General features: G+C 70.0%; 18 protein-coding genes. 10 read left to right on the top strand and 8 right to left on the bottom strand.

Features of this window, described 5'->3' with window-relative positions:
• Positions 1-13: 13 nt before the first annotated feature.
• Entirely contained in the window at positions 14-214 is a 201-nt protein-coding gene (locus AC07Q9_RS13085) for a hypothetical protein (protein WP_489057232.1), read from the top strand.
• A 16-nt stretch (positions 215-230) separates the two neighbouring features.
• Here the strand turns inward: AC07Q9_RS13085 and AC07Q9_RS13080 are convergent, their stop codons facing one another.
• Together AC07Q9_RS13080 and AC07Q9_RS13075 are read right to left on the bottom strand one after the other, a co-directional pair.
• The gene (locus AC07Q9_RS13080) at positions 231-1,223 is read right to left on the bottom strand and encodes a Bug family tripartite tricarboxylate transporter substrate binding protein (protein WP_495309860.1); all 993 of its coding nucleotides are present in this window, start codon (positions 1,221-1,223) and stop codon (positions 231-233) included.
• A gap of 41 nt (positions 1,224-1,264) precedes the next feature.
• Complete coding sequence (locus AC07Q9_RS13075; protein WP_495309858.1) at positions 1,265-2,485, bottom strand: M20 aminoacylase family protein; 1,221 nt, start codon at positions 2,483-2,485, stop codon at positions 1,265-1,267.
• A gap of 128 nt (positions 2,486-2,613) precedes the next feature.
• Here AC07Q9_RS13075 and AC07Q9_RS13070 point away from each other — a divergent pair, with 128 nt between their 5' ends.
• Positions 2,614-3,600, top strand: coding sequence for a LysR family transcriptional regulator (locus AC07Q9_RS13070; protein WP_495309856.1), 987 nt, complete (start codon positions 2,614-2,616; stop codon positions 3,598-3,600).
• On the opposite strand, the gene AC07Q9_RS13065 is transcribed toward AC07Q9_RS13070, so the two are convergent.
• The 3 genes from AC07Q9_RS13065 to AC07Q9_RS13055 form a co-directional block, all read right to left on the bottom strand.
• Complete coding sequence (locus AC07Q9_RS13065) at positions 3,591-5,195, bottom strand: phospholipase D-like domain-containing protein (protein ID WP_495309853.1); 1,605 nt, start codon at positions 5,193-5,195, stop codon at positions 3,591-3,593. The genes AC07Q9_RS13070 and AC07Q9_RS13065 overlap by 10 nt on opposite strands.
• A 100-nt stretch (positions 5,196-5,295) precedes the next feature.
• Entirely contained in the window at positions 5,296-5,547 is a 252-nt protein-coding gene (locus tag AC07Q9_RS13060) for a cell division protein FtsQ/DivIB (protein ID WP_070095020.1), read from the bottom strand.
• 89 nt (positions 5,548-5,636) lie between these two features.
• Positions 5,637-7,733: a S8 family serine peptidase gene (locus AC07Q9_RS13055; RefSeq protein WP_495309851.1), complete on the bottom strand. Its 2,097-nt coding sequence runs from the start codon at positions 7,731-7,733 to the stop codon at positions 5,637-5,639.
• A 107-nt stretch (positions 7,734-7,840) separates the two neighbouring features.
• Between AC07Q9_RS13055 and AC07Q9_RS13050 the strand changes: the two genes are divergently transcribed.
• Positions 7,841-8,110, top strand: a complete 270-nt coding sequence (locus AC07Q9_RS13050) for a hypothetical protein (protein ID WP_495309849.1) — start codon at positions 7,841-7,843, stop codon at positions 8,108-8,110.
• An 11-nt stretch (positions 8,111-8,121) separates the two neighbouring features.
• On the opposite strand, the gene AC07Q9_RS13045 is transcribed toward AC07Q9_RS13050, so the two are convergent.
• Positions 8,122-8,343: a DUF7661 family protein gene (locus AC07Q9_RS13045; protein WP_143599026.1), complete on the bottom strand. Its 222-nt coding sequence runs from the start codon at positions 8,341-8,343 to the stop codon at positions 8,122-8,124.
• Between the two features lie 82 nt (positions 8,344-8,425).
• On the opposite strand from AC07Q9_RS13045, the gene AC07Q9_RS13040 reads away from it, so the two are divergent.
• Both AC07Q9_RS13040 and AC07Q9_RS13035 read left to right on the top strand, forming a co-directional pair.
• The gene (locus tag AC07Q9_RS13040) at positions 8,426-8,728 is read left to right on the top strand and encodes a hypothetical protein (RefSeq protein ID WP_495309847.1); all 303 of its coding nucleotides are present in this window, start codon (positions 8,426-8,428) and stop codon (positions 8,726-8,728) included.
• On the top strand, positions 8,725-9,048 hold the full coding sequence (locus AC07Q9_RS13035) for a hemagglutinin (protein ID WP_495309845.1): 324 nt from the start codon (positions 8,725-8,727) through the stop codon (positions 9,046-9,048). The genes AC07Q9_RS13040 and AC07Q9_RS13035 overlap by 4 nt, the downstream gene beginning before the upstream one ends.
• An 11-nt stretch (positions 9,049-9,059) precedes the next feature.
• Here AC07Q9_RS13035 and AC07Q9_RS13030 read toward each other — a convergent pair whose 3' ends face one another.
• Positions 9,060-9,779 carry a hypothetical protein gene (locus AC07Q9_RS13030; protein WP_495309843.1) on the bottom strand — a complete coding sequence of 240 codons (720 nt, stop codon included), beginning with the start codon at positions 9,777-9,779 and terminating at the stop codon, positions 9,060-9,062.
• A 111-nt stretch (positions 9,780-9,890) separates the two neighbouring features.
• Between AC07Q9_RS13030 and AC07Q9_RS13025 the strand changes: the two genes are divergently transcribed.
• From AC07Q9_RS13025 to AC07Q9_RS13005, 5 genes are all read left to right on the top strand, one after another.
• A complete protein-coding gene (locus tag AC07Q9_RS13025) occupies positions 9,891-10,808 on the top strand; it encodes a protein NO VEIN domain-containing protein (protein ID WP_492678227.1) in 918 nt (305 codons plus the stop codon).
• A gap of 155 nt (positions 10,809-10,963) precedes the next feature.
• Positions 10,964-12,265, top strand: coding sequence for a UDP-N-acetylglucosamine 1-carboxyvinyltransferase (locus AC07Q9_RS13020; RefSeq protein WP_495309842.1), 1,302 nt, complete (start codon positions 10,964-10,966; stop codon positions 12,263-12,265).
• A gap of 7 nt (positions 12,266-12,272) precedes the next feature.
• Positions 12,273-12,770 carry a hypothetical protein gene (locus AC07Q9_RS13015; RefSeq protein ID WP_495309841.1) on the top strand — a complete coding sequence of 166 codons (498 nt, stop codon included), beginning with the start codon at positions 12,273-12,275 and terminating at the stop codon, positions 12,768-12,770.
• Positions 12,771-12,873: 103 nt separating this feature from the next.
• Complete coding sequence (locus AC07Q9_RS13010) at positions 12,874-13,914, top strand: NAD(P)H-dependent flavin oxidoreductase (RefSeq protein ID WP_495309840.1); 1,041 nt, start codon at positions 12,874-12,876, stop codon at positions 13,912-13,914.
• 39 nt (positions 13,915-13,953) lie between these two features.
• Positions 13,954-14,631, top strand: coding sequence for an alpha/beta hydrolase (locus AC07Q9_RS13005; protein WP_070059384.1), 678 nt, complete (start codon positions 13,954-13,956; stop codon positions 14,629-14,631).
• On the opposite strand, the gene AC07Q9_RS13000 is transcribed toward AC07Q9_RS13005, so the two are convergent.
• The gene (locus AC07Q9_RS13000; RefSeq protein WP_495309839.1) at positions 14,606-15,223 is read right to left on the bottom strand and encodes a TetR/AcrR family transcriptional regulator; all 618 of its coding nucleotides are present in this window, start codon (positions 15,221-15,223) and stop codon (positions 14,606-14,608) included. The two genes, AC07Q9_RS13005 and AC07Q9_RS13000, sit on opposite strands and share 26 nt — an antisense overlap.
• Positions 15,224-15,273 lie beyond the last annotated feature (50 nt).

Below are 15,273 nucleotides of genomic sequence, written 5' to 3'. Positions count from 1 at the left end.
GGTTCGATCACCGATGAGCAATGAGGTTCGTTTTTGTCTGGAATACCGGCTCGCCGAAGGCGGGCCCGCGCAGGCCGTGCAGACCGCCTGGATGGTGGATTCACCGGCCACGCGTGCGCAGATCGAGGAAATGATTGTCAACGCGCGCGCGATGAATGCCGCGCAGGCGAAGTGGTGGGTGGAGGAGCGGCAGGGCGGCGACGCCCCGCGCTGAAACGGCCCGGCGGGCCTCAGTCGCGCATGTTCGCGAACTTCACCAGCGTTGCGTACTTGGCCGTGTCCTCGCGCATGATCTGCCCGAGGTCTTCCTTGCCCGTGGCGGGAATGGAGCCGCCTTCTTCCAGCCGCCGGCGGATCGCCGGGTCGGCCAGGCCGGCCTGCAGCGCCGCGCGCAAGCTCTGCACGATGGGCGCGGGCAGGTCCTTCGGGCCCGCGAGCGCGAACCAGCCGCTCAGCTCATAGCCCTTCAGCTGCGGATGTTCGCCGAGCGCCGGCACCTGCGGCAGGCCGGGAAAGCGCTTGGCCGACGACACGCCCAGCGGCACGATCCGCCCGCCCTGCAGGAAGGGTGCCGCGGCGGTGGGCGACACGATCGCGAAGTCCAGCGTGCCGCCGACCAGGTCGCTCGTGAGCGGGGCGGTGCCGCGGTAGGGAATGTGCGTGAGGAACAGGCCCGCGCGCTGCTTGATCTGCTCGCCCACGAAGTGCAGCGTCGAGCCCACGCCCGAGCTGCCGTAGCTGTACTTGCCGGGGTTGCGCTTGGCCAGCGCGATGAACTCGTCGAGGTTCTTCACGCCCACCTTCGGGCTCGCCACCAGCAGCACGGGCGCGACGGCGAGCAGGCTGACCGGGGTCAGGTCTTTCACCGGGTCGTAGCGCTGTCCGGGGTTCACGAGCACCGTGGCCGCCATCTCGTTGCTGGAGCCGGCCAGCAGCGTGTAGCCGTCGGCCGGGCTGCTCACCGCGCGCTGCGCCGCGACCACGCCCGCGGCGCCGGTCACGTTCTCGACCACCACCGTCGCGCCGAGCTTGGCCGACAGGATGTCCGCCGCCACGCGCGCGGCCATGTCGACCGAGCCGCCCGGCGCGTAACCGACCAGCAGCTTGATGGGCTTGGCGGGGTAGGTACCCTGCGCGAACGCGGGGGCGGCGGCACAGAAGGCGGCGGCGCCGAGCGCGCTCAGTGCCACGCGGCGCGAAACGGAAGAAGCAAGACGGGTCATCGCGGTTCCAGTACGAAGGAGTGGGAAAGGAGAGGGCCAGTTCAGGCCTGCGCGCCCAGGAAGCGCCGCACCAGCTGCACCCAGTAGCTGGCCGCGATCGGCAGGATCGCGTCGTTGAAGTCGTAGCCGGGGTTGTGGACCATGCAGCCGCCGGTGCGGTGGTGCTCGCCTTCGCCGTTGCCCACGATCAGGTAGCTGCCGGGGCAGCGCTCGAGCATGAAAGAAAAGTCTTCGCTGCCCGTGAGCGGCGCCAGCGGCGGCAGCAGGCCGTCGTCGCCCAGCCAGTCGCGCGCGACCTGCCGTGCGAAGCGCGTGGATTCCTCGTCGTTGACCAGCGCGGGGTAGCGCCAGTGGTAGTCCACCTCGGCCTTCACGCCGAGCGTGGCGGCCTGCGCCTGTGCCAGCTCGGTGATGCGCTCGCGCAGCATGGCGCGGATCTCCGGGCGGTAGGCGCGCACCGTGAGGCGCATCTGCACGCTGTCGGCAATCACGTTGGGGGCGTCGCCGCCGTGGATCGCGCCCACCGACACCACCGCCATCTCGCGCGGGTCGACGTTGCGCGACACGATGGTCTGCAGCGCCACGACGATGTGCGCCGCCGCCACCACCGGGTCGGCCGACAGGTGCGGCGCCGAACCGTGTCCGCCGCGCCCCGTCACCGTGATCGTCACCGAGTCGGACGAGGCCATGAACGAGCCTTCCTTGAAGCCGAACTTGCCCGCCGGAAAGCCGGGCATGTTGTGCAGCGCGAAGATGGCGTCGCAGGGAAAGCGTTCGAACAGGCCTTCTTCCACCATGCGGCGTCCGCCGCCCAGGCCTTCCTCGGCCGGCTGGAAGATCAGGTGCAGCGTGCCGTCGAAGCCGCGCTCTTGCGCGATGACGCGCGCGGCGGCCAGCAGGATGCTGGTGTGGCCGTCGTGGCCGCAGGCGTGCATCTTGCCGGGCACCTGGCTGGCGTAGGGCAGGCCGGTCGTTTCCTGGATCGGCAGCGCGTCCATGTCGGCGCGCAGGCCCAGGCGCCGCGTCCCCGTGCCGCATTGCAGCGTGGCGACCACGCCAGTGCCGGCCAGGCCGCGGTGCACCTCGTAGCCCCAGTCGGCCAGGCGCGTGGCCACCAGCTCGCTGGTGACGTGTTCTTCGTAGGCCAGCTCGGGGTGGGCGTGAATCTGGTGGCGCAGGCCGACCATCTCGGGCGCGACCTCGCGCACGGCGGGCAGCACGCTGTCGAGGGCGGCGGCGTTGTCGACGGTGTAGGTCGTCATGGGGGAATCTGTCTCCTTGCTGTCTTGCGGCGAGTCTAGGAATTCGCTGCCTGCGGGGGCAGACAGGCGCCGCCATGCGGGGGCGGGCGCAGCCTGTCGCCGCGCGCGGCTGCGGATAATCGGCCGCCATGAAGCTGCACCAGCTCCGCTATCTCGCCGCCGTCGCCTCCGAAGGCAGCATCCGCGCCGCCGCGCGGGCGCTGGGCGTCACCCAGGCCACGGTCACGCAGGGTCTGCGCGAACTCGAGGCGCATGCGCAGGTGGCGCTGTTCGCGCGCCACGGCGGCGGCATCGCCTTCACGCCGGCCGGGCTGGAGCTGCTCGAACATGCGCAGCGCGTGCTGGCCCAGCTGCGCCAGGCCGAAGACACGCTCTCACGCCACCGCGACACCGGCGCGCAGCAGCGCCTGACCGTGGCCATCACGCCCTGGATCACGCAGACCCTGCTGCCGCGCGTGGTGTCGCTGTTTCGCGAAGAGCTGCCGCACGTACAGCTCGAGATGTTCGACGGCCTCTCCGCGCTCAGTTATCCGCGGCTGCGCGAAGGCAGCCTCGACCTGCTGATCGGCCGCATCGGCCCCGACGAGGCCATGCAGGGGCTGCAGGCGCAGCCGCTGTTCCGCTACGACATGACGGTGGTGGCGCGCCGCGGCCATCCGCGGGCCGGCGCGCAGTCGATGGCCGAGCTGCTGCAGGACGATTGGGTGCTCAACTTCACGCCGGGCGAGGGCGCGAGCTTTCTGGACAACCTGTTCCGCCAGCACGGCCTGGCCGCGCCCGTGCAGCGCATCCAGCTGGCGCATTCACCGTCGATGATGCTGGGCCTCGTGCGCAAGACCGACATGCTCACCTTCTGCCCCTGGCCGTTGGTGGAAACCGAGAGCCTGCGCCATGCGCTCGTGACCTTGCAGCTGCGCGAGCGCTTCCACAGCAACGTCGTGGGCATCGTGCGCCGCGCACAGGAGGCGCCGTCGCACGCGGCGGCGCGCTTCATCGCGCACTTCCTGGCGCAGCTGCCGGCGTGGCAGGCCTCGGACGATCCGGAACTGCGGCGGGTGCTGCACTCGGTGGATTTCATCGAGGCGGCACCGGACGGCCCGTTGCCTCACCCGTGATAGTCGCTCCACGACATGCGCACCATGCCCGGCGGCGTGGGCGCGCCGGCTGAGGCCAGCGTCACCGGCGGATCGTCGTCCACGCGGCTTTTGGCGCGCGAGTCCCAGTCGTCGAGAAAGACCTGCTGGTAGTACTGCGCCACATCCTCGTTGTGGATGATCAGCCCGGCGTCGCGGTTGCGCAGCACGCCGTCGCCCGACCAGTTGGTGCTGCTCACCAGCACCGCCTGGCCGTCCACGACGATGCCCTTGTTGTGGATGCTTCCCTGGACGCGGAACACATCCTGGTTGCAGCCCGCCTCGACCAGCTTGCGGATGTTGTCGGCCGCGCTGGTGCTACCCAGGATGATGCGCAGGTCGAGGTCCGGTTCGGTGCTGCGCTGCGCCAGCTTGCGCAGCAGCGCGCGAAAGTCCGCGTCCTTGTCGGCATCGCTCCAGGTCATGTAGGCGAACTGCAGGTACAGCGAGGTCTGTGCGCTGTCGATGAGGGCGTTGATGTGCGGCAGGTAGTTGTCCGGCGTGAGCACGGGCTGGACCTTCACCGTGGTCTTCACCGCCGGCAACCGTGCGGGTTCGACCGGCACGACGGGCCCCGCGAAGGCCACGGCCTGTTCCAGCAGGTGGTCGAGTGGAACGAACACGTCGGGCAACGTGAGTTTGGGCGCCACGTCCAGCGCCGCGTCGGCCGCGCCGTCGGCTTCTTCCTTCTCGGAGGCCTTGAGGTCGTGCAGGATGTACTTCTCGAAGACCTTCGAGAGCGCGGCGTCGTTGCAGATCACGTGCCACTCGCGGTTGCCCTTGCTGAACATGCCCTTGGCCTGCGCGGGCGTGGCCACGGGGTCGATGTCGGGCTGGCTGCGCTTGCTCCAGTTGCCGCTCGACAGCCAGAAGGCCTTGCCGTCGCGCACCGCCACTTTCTCGTGGTACGCGCTGGCGAAGCGGCGGCCCTTGCCGCACTGAACGAGCCAGGCCCTGAAGTCGGCCTCCTGCTGCAGCTTGCGCAGCTTCTTGCGGATGACCTGTTCTTCCTTCGTCATGCCGTCGTCCCAGCTCAGCGCCGCCGCGATGCCGCCGTTGCGCACGAGGTCGATGAAGACCTGAGCGATGTGGTCGGCGTTGAAGTCGTACATCGCCACCGACAGCGAGCGCGTGGTGCCCTCGAGAAAGGGCCTCAGTACCGGCCACCCCGCGTCGGGGCCGACGTGGCACAGGAAGGGCTGCTTCACGTTGTAGACCTTGTCGATGGGCTGGCCTGCAGGCGGCTTGTAGACGAGGTCGACGGCCGCTTCGGCGAGCGCGTTCACCGTGTCCTCGAAGTCCGCGCTGGCGGCCAGCTGCCGCGCGGGGTCGGCCTGCATCACGCAGACGCGGTACGGGCCGAGCTGCCGGGGCGCGCGCTCGGCCACGGGCACCTCCGACACCGGGCGCTTGCGGTCGACCAGCACGATCACGGCCGGCTCGCGCAGGAAGCGGCCATCGACCAGCGGAAAGCCCGGCTCCGCCGCCACGTAGCCGGGCAGGGCGGCCAGCTGCGCCTGGTGGGTGGCGATCACTGACCGGACCGCCGCGCGCGCGGCATCGTCGAGCACTTTCATGGAAGCTCCTTGGGCTGGGTGGTGGGGCGTGCGTGTGCGGGCGCCTGCCGGCATGGCATGCGCGAAGGCAGCGACCCGGGTGGGTCGCTTGTCAGGGGAATCAGGAGATGTTGGGCAGCCGGCGCGACAGCTCGACCGACTCGACGGCCGGGTCGGCTTCGAGCTGCTGGAGCTTGTCGAGCGGAATCTCGGCCGAGAACAGGCCCGGCGAGATGTCGGCGCGCGCGGCGATGTAGTCCGGGCGCTCGGCGCCCTCGCACAGCTTGACCAGCACGACGACGCGCTCGCCCGACACCGGCGCGGGGGCGGCCGAAAAGTCGAGCTTCTTGAGCGAGCGCAAGTCGATGGGCATGAGAGGGCAGATGGGGGCGGGAACACAGATTACACCCCCCGCTCGGGTTCGGCACAACCGCACCGGGCGTGGGGGTCATGGCTGGATCGTCAGATCGCGCCGCTGCCGGCCCGGCCGTCGCCGCGCTGCGGGTCCCAGCCGGCCGGCCCCGCGCCGGGCTTGACGCCCGCCTTCAGTTTGGCGCGGATGTCGGCGATGGTCAGCTTCTTGCCTTCCTTGTGAGCCTTGGCCAGCATCAGCGCGACCAGCCCCGTCACCGCCGGCGCCGCCATGCTGGTGCCCGACTTCTTCACCATGCCGTCTTTCGTGCGCGACTGCGCGGCCTTCACCTGCACGCCGGGTGCGCTGACCTCGGGCTTGGGGCGGCCGTCGCGCGTCGGGCCCGCGCTCGAGAAGCTGGCGGCGGGCTCGCCCGTCTTGCGCGCGTCGTACGCGCCGACCACGATCGACAGCTTGCCCGTCGACAGCGAGCCCAGCAGGTGCGACTTCACCGGCTGGCCGAAGTACGACTGGCCGCTGTCCAGGCGCTCGAGCCAGGCGTGGAACGGCACGTCGTCGGCGGCCAGGGCGTGCAGCCGCACCTTGAATTCGCCGTCGGGCCAGTTGGGTGCGAGCCAGATGCCGATCACGTTGTCCTTGTTGTTCGGGTCGGTGATGCGGCTGCTGAGGAACGCGGCGATCTCGCCGTTGCCCGCGCCGAGCGGAAAGTTTTCGCCCGGTGCGACGCTGGCCAACACCTCGCCGTCGGGGCCGAGCAGCTCGGCGCGCAGGCGCTGACTGCCGCCGTACCAGAGCTCGAACTCGCCGCCCTTGCCGTTGACCAGGGTCCACGACACGTCGAGGTGCCCGTTGCCGGGCACCGTGCCCGCCGTGTGCGTGCTGTCTTCCTGCGAATTGCCGGCCGCCAGCACGATCGCGCGGTTGGGCTTTTGCGACACGAGCGCATCGAAGCCCTGCTCGACCAGCGAGGTGCCGTCGTGCGGGCCGCCGTTGGTGCCCAGGCTCAGGTTGACGACGCAGGGCCTGTCGCCGGCGCGGTCGAAGATGAACTTCACCGCTTCGAGCATCTGCACCGAATCGCCGAAGGAACTGAACACCGCGTTGTGCCCGGTCCAGGCGATGTCGCGGGCCGACATCTCGACGAAGATCAGGTCGGCCTTGGGCGCCACGCCGGGTTGCAGCGACCCCCGGCCATTGCCGCCGGCGATGTCCATCACATGCGTGCCGTGCGAACCCGGGCTGCCCGGCATGCCCGCGCCGGGGTCGTAGCCCAGCGCCTTGTACGGGTCGGCCTTCTTCAGCGCCTTGTCGATGTCCGCCGCCTCGAAGAGCCGGCCGTAGCCGTAGGGGCTGTTCGCCTTGGCCGGTGCGCCTTGCTGCCACAGCGCCAGCAGGCGCGTCTTGCCGTTGGCCTTCAGGAAGTTCTGGTGCGCGAAGTCGCCGCCCGAATCGACCACGCCGATCACCACGCCGCTGCCGCCGCCCGTGCCGGCGAGCGCGGGGCTGTCGGCCTGTACGCCCATCGAAGCGATGGTGTTGTTCAGCGCCGGCAGCACCGGCTGCGAGGCCTTCATGCTGAGCACGGCCGGATGCTGGCGGATCGCCTCGGCCTTGCCCAGCGGAATGCGGCCCGTGACGAGCACCGTGCCGTCGTCGGCGGTGCCGATGTCGGAGCCCGCATCGACGTCGGGAATGTCGGCCCACTCGGCATGGCTGGTGACGCGCGCCACCACCGGCACCGAGTCGCCGTCGGCGGACGAGATGGGCATGCTCTGCTTGCCCGCGCGGCGGTTCATCACCGCCAACTGCAGGCGCGGGTCCATCGAGGTCTCGACGTCCATCGGCAGGCGCTGCAGTTGCGCGAGCCCGAAGGTCGACACCGGCGAGAGCCGCGTGCACAGCGCATCGGCCGTGCCGGCGAGCGCGGCGGTGAGGGCGGGGGAGGCTTCGCCCGGCAGGTGGCCCGCGGCGGGCGCGTCGGCCTGTGCCGACTGCGCCACCATCGCGGCGGCCATCTCGGGCGGGAGATCGACCCAGCTGTTGAGCAGCTTGATCTGCCCGCTCACGTGGAGCCGCACGCTGCCGGACGATAGCGCCGGCGTCAGCACCCCGTGCGGCATCCTGGGGACTTTCGTATCAGCGGGCGAGGGCTTCTTCGCGGCGACGCGCTTCTTGGCTGGGGCCATCGGTCGGATCTCCTTGCGCAGGGGGACGGGCGAGTACCGCGAGGTGTAGCAGATTGCCGTGTCATCTGTCACCCCGGCTTGGGCAAGGAGGCGGTCAGAATCGCCGCATGAAAGTGGTGTTCAAGCTTCTGTTCGCGTACCTGGTGGCGAGCCTGCTGTCGACGGGCCTTGCGTTGGTTCTTTTTCCGCTGCACGCGCATGTGCCTGCGGTGGTGGTGTTGCTTGCGTTTCCGCTGGTGCCGTGGACCTTGCTTGCCAACGTCGTGCCCCAGGGATTCAGGGCCAGAGAGGTGGGGCCGCTGCTGGTGTTCGTGCTGGCGTTTGGCGGCGTGGCCTGGCTGCTGTTGCGTGCGTCATCGAAGGCCGCGCAGCGATAGCCGCGCCGAACTCACTTCGCGCCGATCTCGAAGACATCGCCGTTCGTCGGCGTCGCGTTCTCGTGGTAGATGTCGTAGAGGTACTGCGCGAGGTCGGCCGGCGCCACGTCCGGCGGAATCGCGAGCTGGGCGAGACCCAGTTTTCCGTCGGCACCGACCCAGTGGCTGCGCCAGCGGGCATCGGTCATTTCGACGCGCAGGGTGCGGCCGAACACGTTGAAGAGGTGGCGCATCGTCGGGGCTCCGGGCATGCACGAAAAAGGAAATGGGGGGAGAGGGCCACTGTAGCGCCCCCTGCTGATTAACATCGACCGCGTGACCTCGTTTCGCGACTTCATGCAAAGGTATTCGTTGCGCCGCAGTGGGTGGCACCGCTTCTGGTTCGCGGTCGCGATCACCTTGCTCTACGCGGCGGTCGTCGCCTGGATGGCGCCTTCGGCCGCGCAGCGCAAGGCGGCTCGCGCCGAGGTCAGCGACGACCTGCGCGAGCGCTGCAGCAAAAGCTGTGCGCCGAAAGCGGGCGCCCTGACATCGGAACCGCGCAATCCGCTGTACCGCGCACCCAACGACGTGGGCTACCGCCGCGAGACCTTGCCCCGGTGCGAGTGCGCGGAATGACCGGACCACACCCCAACGTCCGCCAGACCTACGAAGCGGCCGTCGCCGCGCTCGGGCCTGCGGCCGAGCGGATGCTGGCCGATGGCGTGGATGAAGAACAGGTGGCGCGCTGGGTCTTCGCGCAGCGGGACGATCTCAAGCTGCACTACCGCGCGCTGACGCCCTCGCACGAGCTGCAGGCCCTCGAAGCCAGGTCGCACAGCCGCTACGGCAACACGCTGGGCCCGTCGATCGAGCAACTGCGCAGCGCGGGCAAGTCGTGGCGGGACATCATCGATTCGGCGGCGCGGCCGGGGACTCACTACCGCCAGGGCGATTGATCGTTCGTTCGCTACTCGCCGCTGCGCCAGCGGCCGGAGCTCGGGCAGACCTGCGCCGGTTCGCCGTTCACCCGGACCTGTTCTTCATCGAGCCGCGACGCAGTGTCCGGATCGACATCGAAGCCGACGCCGAGCAGGCGCGCCACCTGCGCGTCTTCGATCGACAGCTCCCAGGTCAGGAACAGCTGCGTGCGATCGAGCGAAGACGGGAAGTCGGCCGCATCGAAGCCGTGGTCGCTGCCGCGCGGCACGACGGCGTGGGGCTGGCCCGTGTCGAACAGCAGGGCCGTGCCCCGCGTGAGCGCGATGCGGTGGCCCGTGACGGGGAAGTGCACGTCCAGGCCCTTGTCCTCGCTGAGGAACAGGTTGCAGAAGGCCGCGCCGCCGTACTGCGCGCCGTCGTGGTGGTAGCGGGCGCCGCGGCAGGCCATCAGGGCGACGTCGCTGGCCGGCAGCAGCGTCGCGGGCAGGCCCAGCGTGCCCAGCCAGCCGGACATCGCCTGCACGCACTGCGCGTAGTCGGGCCAGCGCGTGCGTGCGCGGGCCAGCGGCATGGGCTCGACATCGCCGGGTTCGAGCGGCACGTTCGTGGCGATCTCCCGCTGCCAGTCGGCCACGAGGCGCGCCGGAGGCTCGGGCACCTCGAGCAGGGCCGCGTGCACGATGCCGCTCACGCTGCGGCTGCGCAGCGTGTCGCCGTGCCAGAAGTAGGAGGTCAGCAGGGGGTGCATGCGGGGGCTTTCAAGGCACGGAGGGTACACGCGGCGCGGCGCCGGGCACCGGGGAGCGACGGCCGATGCGGCATACTCCCACCCCCTCCCAACTCGCCAGAATTCCGCTGAATGGACAAGGAAGTCGACCCCTCCGTGCTCGCCGCCATCGATGAGATGCGGCTCTCCGGACCGCGCCTCACGCCGGTCGAAATCGTCGCCAAGATGGGGGTGTTCGACGCACGCGACAAGCCGTTCGAGCACGCCTGGCTCGCCACCGGCGACAACGTCATCGCCACCATCTGGGGCGAGTACGTGAGCGTGGCGGCCGGTGGCCGCTGGTTCTACCTGGAATCGCTCGACGCCCAGCGCCGCCCCGGCGGCGGCGTGCGCAGCGCCCAGCAGGCGCAGCGCGCCAAGGACCGCCTGGCCCTGCTCAAGCGCACCTTCGACGCCGGCCAGGGCTTCCGCGCCGTGCTGCAGACCAACCGCGTCGCCATCGCCGAGCTCGAGAGCAACAAGAGCGCCAAGGTCTCGACCCGCGTGCGCGACGACGCCGAGTGGCACGTCGCCAGCTGGGAACCCGAGCAGCAGCTCGCCGTGCTGGTGCGCGGTGCGCGCGGCTGGGTGCCGACCGAGGCCGACATCACGGCCGCGAAGGCCCGTGGCGGCGTCGCGGCGGATGACGACGCCGACGCGGCCCCGGCCGGCCCGACCACGACGGATGCCGTCCAGGCCGCCGCCATGGCCTACGTCATGGGCCACTTCAAGGGCTATGGCTACAACGCGGAAGACGTGACGAGCAAGGCGCTGGGCTACGACATCGAGGTGTCGAACGCCAAGGGCGCGATGCTGCTCAAGGTGGTCGTGAAGGGCACCGCCCCGGCGCTGCCGACCTTCGCGCTCACGCCCGACGAAAGCATGTGCGCTGTGCGCGAGCCGCTGTGGCGCCTGCTGGTGGTGGCCGACGCGGGCAGCGCGACGGCAGCGCACAAGATCTACAAGCCGACCGAAGTGGACCAGGCGCCGGGCTTCCAGCGCAAGGCCTGACGGACCTCCCAGGCCACGCCGCGGCTGCACCAGTGCGCCGCGGGCGTTTCCAAATTCTTACAACTGAGCCCCCGGAAACCCGTCGTTTCCAACGGTAAAGTTCCGCCGTCCGGCGCGAACAGTTCGTGCCTTCGCCCCTTCTGTTCGCCCCCTTCATGTCCAACCTCATCGTGCACGGCGGTACGCCCCTTCGCGGCCGCATCGTTCCCTCCGCCAACAAGAACGCCGTGCTCCCGGTGCTCTGCGCCACCTTGCTCACCTGCGAGCCGCTGCGGCTGCACGGGGTGCCAGACATCACCGACGTGCGCAAGATCCTCGACATCTTCCGCACGCTGGGCAGCGAGGTCCGCATGGACCACGAGAGCGGCACGCTCGAGCTGAACCACCGCGCCACCACCTTCGATGCGGCCCGCCACCGCCTGCCCGAGGAAATGCGCTCGTCGATCATGCTGGTGCCGCCGCTGCTGGCGCGCTTCGGCGTCGCGCGGCTGGAAGACAACGTCAAGGGCTGCACGCTGGGCGTGCGCGAGATCGATCCGCACGTCGAGGTGTTCCAGCGCTTCGGCGGCCAGGTGGAGCGCACCGAGGGTTCGCTGCTGGTGTACAGCCCCGTGCGCCTGACGCCCACCGACCACTGGCTGGACTACGCCTCGGTGACGACCACCGAGAACTTCGTGCTGTGCGCGGCCGCCGCGGACGGTGTCTCGACGCTCACCAATGCAGCCTCGGAGCCGCACGTGCAGGAGTTCTGCCGCTTCATGGCCATGATCGGCGTGCGCATCGAGGGCATGGGCACGTCGCGGCTTACTGTGCATGGCGGCGCCAGGCTGGGCGGCGGCGAGTTCCGCTTCGACGAAGACTTCCATGAGATCACCACCTTCCTGGCGCTGGGCGCGATCACCGGCGGCGACGTCGTGGTGCGCAACAGCGCGCCCGGCAACTTTCCGCTCATCGACCGCACCTTTGCCAAGTTCGGCGTGCAGATCGAGCATGCCGACGGCTGGTCGCGCGCCATCCGCAGCGGTCCGCTGAAGGTGCAGACGCCGTTCACCAGCAACGTGCTCACCAAGGTGGAGGCCGCGCCGTGGCCGTACTTCCCGGTCGACCTGCTGCCGATCTTCATTGCGCTGGGCGTGCGCGCGCAGGGCAACGCGATGTTCTGGAACAAGGTGTATGACGGCGCGCTGGGCTGGACCGGCGAACTGTCGAAGTTCGGCGCGCACGTGTTCTCGTCCGACCCGCACCGGCTCATCACCTTCGGTGGCCACGCGCTCACGCCGGCGGTGGTCGAGAGCCCCTACATCATCCGCGTGGCGATCGCGCTGTTCATGGTGGCCGCGAGCATCGAAGGCAAGTCCGAGATCCGCAACGCCACGCCGATCCGGCGCGCGCACCCGCGCTTCGTGGAAAACCTGCGCAGCCTGGGCGTGCAGGTGGAGTGGACCAGCGAGGAGTGAAACGGTCGTGATCGTTTCCGTCTCGCACAAAGGCAAGTGGCTGCTGATGCAGCTCGGGCAGCTGGTGCTGATGGTCGGCCTGACCTCGCTGGTGTTCAACTACGCCTACCGCTTCCTGGTCGACCGCACGATCAACACGCCGCTGTTCTATGCGGTGACGCTGCTGCTGGCGCTCGTGGTCATCGTCGCCGTGCGGCGCGACTACCTGTTCGTGTCGCGCTACGAGTTCACGCCCGAGGCCATCGTCGTGCGCACGGCGCTCGGTGCCTCCAAGCGCTTCGAGACGCAAGATTTCAAGTTCGTGCCCAGCCTGCACAAGACGATCAACCTGCCGGAGCCGAAGGCCTCGCTGTCCTTCGACGTGCAGAGCCGCCAGACGGGCCGCCGCGCCCGCAACTACACCTGGACCGGCTTTGCGGTGGACGACTTCCGCGCGGTGTGCCGCCTGTACGGCTACCAGGACGACACCGATTTCAAGCTGAAGGACTTCGGCAAGGCGCGCTGAGCCGGCGGGCGGCTGCGCCCGCGATGACCCCGCAGCCACAGCGCCCACCGGCTTCGCCGGAGAATGCCGTCATTCGACACACGGACACAGGAGCGCACCCCGAATGACGACGTTGCAACAGATCCTCGGCACCGAGCTTCCCTTGATCCAGGCGCCGATGGCCGGCGCGCAGGGCAGTGCGATGGCGATTGCGGTGTGCAACGAAGGCGGCCTGGGCTCGCTGCCGGGCGCGATGCTCAGCCCCGACGCGATGCGCAGCGAACTCGCGGCAATCCGCGCCGGCACCGACAAGCCCTACAACGTCAATTTCTTCTGCCACACGCCGCCGGTGCCGAGTGCCGAGCGCGAAGCCGTGTGGCGCGGCGCGCTCGCGCCGTACTACGCCGAGTTCGGCATCGACCCCGCCGCCATTCCGAACGGGCCGGGGCGCAACCCCTTCAGCGCCGAGGTGGCCGACCTGGTGGCCGAGTTCAAGCCGCCGGTGGTGAGCTTCCATTTCGGTCTGCCGCCCGAGCCGCTGCTGGCCAAGGTGCGCGGCTGGGGCGCGAAGGTGCTGGCCTCGGCCACCACCGTCGAGGAGGCGCTGTGGCTCGAAGCCAAGGGAGCCGACGCGGTCATCGCGCAGGGGCTGGAGGCCGGCGGGCACCGCGGCCACTTCCTGTCGCACGACCTCACGAAGCAGCTCGGCACCTTCGCGCTGCTGCCGCAGCTGGTGCATGCACTGAAGGTGCCGGTGATCGCGGCGGGCGGCATCGCGGATGCCGACGGCGTGGCCGCGGCCATGGCGTTGGGTGCGGCCGGCGTGCAGATCGGCACGGCCTATCTGCTGACGCCCGAGGCCTCGACCAGCGCGCTGCACCGTGCGGCGCTGAAGAGCGAGGCCGCGCGCCACACGGCGCTCACCAACCTGTTCACCGGCCGGCCGGCGCGCGGCATCGTCAACCGCGTGATGCGCGAGCTGGGTGCCATCGGCCCGGCGCCGGAATTTCCGCTCGCCACCTCGGGCATCGCGCCGCTGCGCGCCAAGGCCGAGGCGCAGGGCAGCGGCGATTTTTCTCCGCTGTGGTCGGGGCAGAACGCCACCGGCTGCCGCGAGGTGTCCTCGGCCGAGGTCACGCGGGCGCTGGCCAAGGGCTTTCGCTGAGCCGCGCCGTCCGTCATTTTTTTCGAGCCCTTCCGACCCATGACATCGCTCCATCTGCCCCTGCAGTTCCTGCACCACCCCGCACCCTCGGGCGGCCCTGAACCCTGGCTGCTCGTGCTGATGCACGGCGTGGGCAGCAACGAGCAGGACCTGTTCGGCCTGGCGCGCATGATGCCGCCGCAGTTCCACGTGCTGAGCCTGCGCGCGCCGTACGTGCTGTCGCCCGGTTCCTACGCCTGGTTCGAGTTCCAGGTGCTGGCCGACGGTGGGCGCCGCATCGACGAAGAACAGGAGCGCGAAAGCCGCTTCCTCATCGGCGAGATGGTCACGTCGGCGTCGCAGCAGCTGGGCATTCCGCCCGAGCGCGTGGTGGTCGGCGGCTTCAGCCAGGGCGGGATCATGTCGTTGTCGCTGCTGCTCACGCAGCCCGAGAAACTGCGTGCCGCACTGGTGTGGCACAGCCGGCTGCTGCCCGAGGTGGTGCCGCACATCGCACCGCCCGAGGCCTTCGCGGGCAAGGCGCTGTGGGTGAGCCACGGCAGCGCCGACAACGTGATTCCACCAAGCGCCGCGCAGGCCACGCGCGAGCTGGCACGCGGGCTGCCGCTGGCGCTGTCGGGCTCGGACTTTCCGGGCGCACACGAGATCCGTCCGGCCGAGCTGCAGGGCACGCTGGCGTGGCTGCAGGCGCTCAGCGCGCCGACAGCCGCGCCCTGACCATCGCTTCCATCTCTGCGACCCACGCGTCGTCGATGGGGTCGGGCTGCACCAGCAGCCGGTAGCGGCGCCCGCCCCAGGCCGCAGTCAGCAGCGCCTGCACGGTGGCGGGCGAGGGCGGCGGCTGCAGGTCGCGGCAGGCGGCGAAGGCCCGCGTCCAGCGCGCGAGAAGCTCGTCGTACACGCGCCGGTGGTGCTTGGGTTCGGCCACGCGGTGCTCGAGCATCAGCATCTCGTGGTCGAAGGCGGGCAAGCCGTCGGTGCGCGTGTCGCAGGTGAGGCGCACGAGGCGCTGCGTGCGCTCGCGCCAGTCGATGCCTGAAGGAGCGATCACGTCCGCGTCGAGTCGCGCCAGCAGCGCCTCGACGCAGTGGCGCACATAGCCCGAGAGCAGGGCTTCCTTGTCGGGAAAGTAGTCGTAGAAGGTGCCGACGGCGATGCCGGTCTCGAGCGCCACGGCGCGCGTGGTCACGCCCTCCCAGCCCTGCGCGCGCCAAATCCGAACAAAGGCGTCGTAGATGGCCTGCACGGTGAACTTGCTGCGCGCCTGCGTGGGGCGTTTCAGGGGCTTGGAGCGGGGAGCGGCGGGCATGGACCGGGTTTCCGAACCCGCGGCGAAGCGGGCCGTCCTACAGTTTGCGA

It is taken from the genome of Variovorax sp. GW821-FHT09A10, from assembly GCF_059418385.1.
Note: the sequence above shows the minus strand (reverse complement) of the source record. Positions and strands in the feature narration are given on the sequence as shown.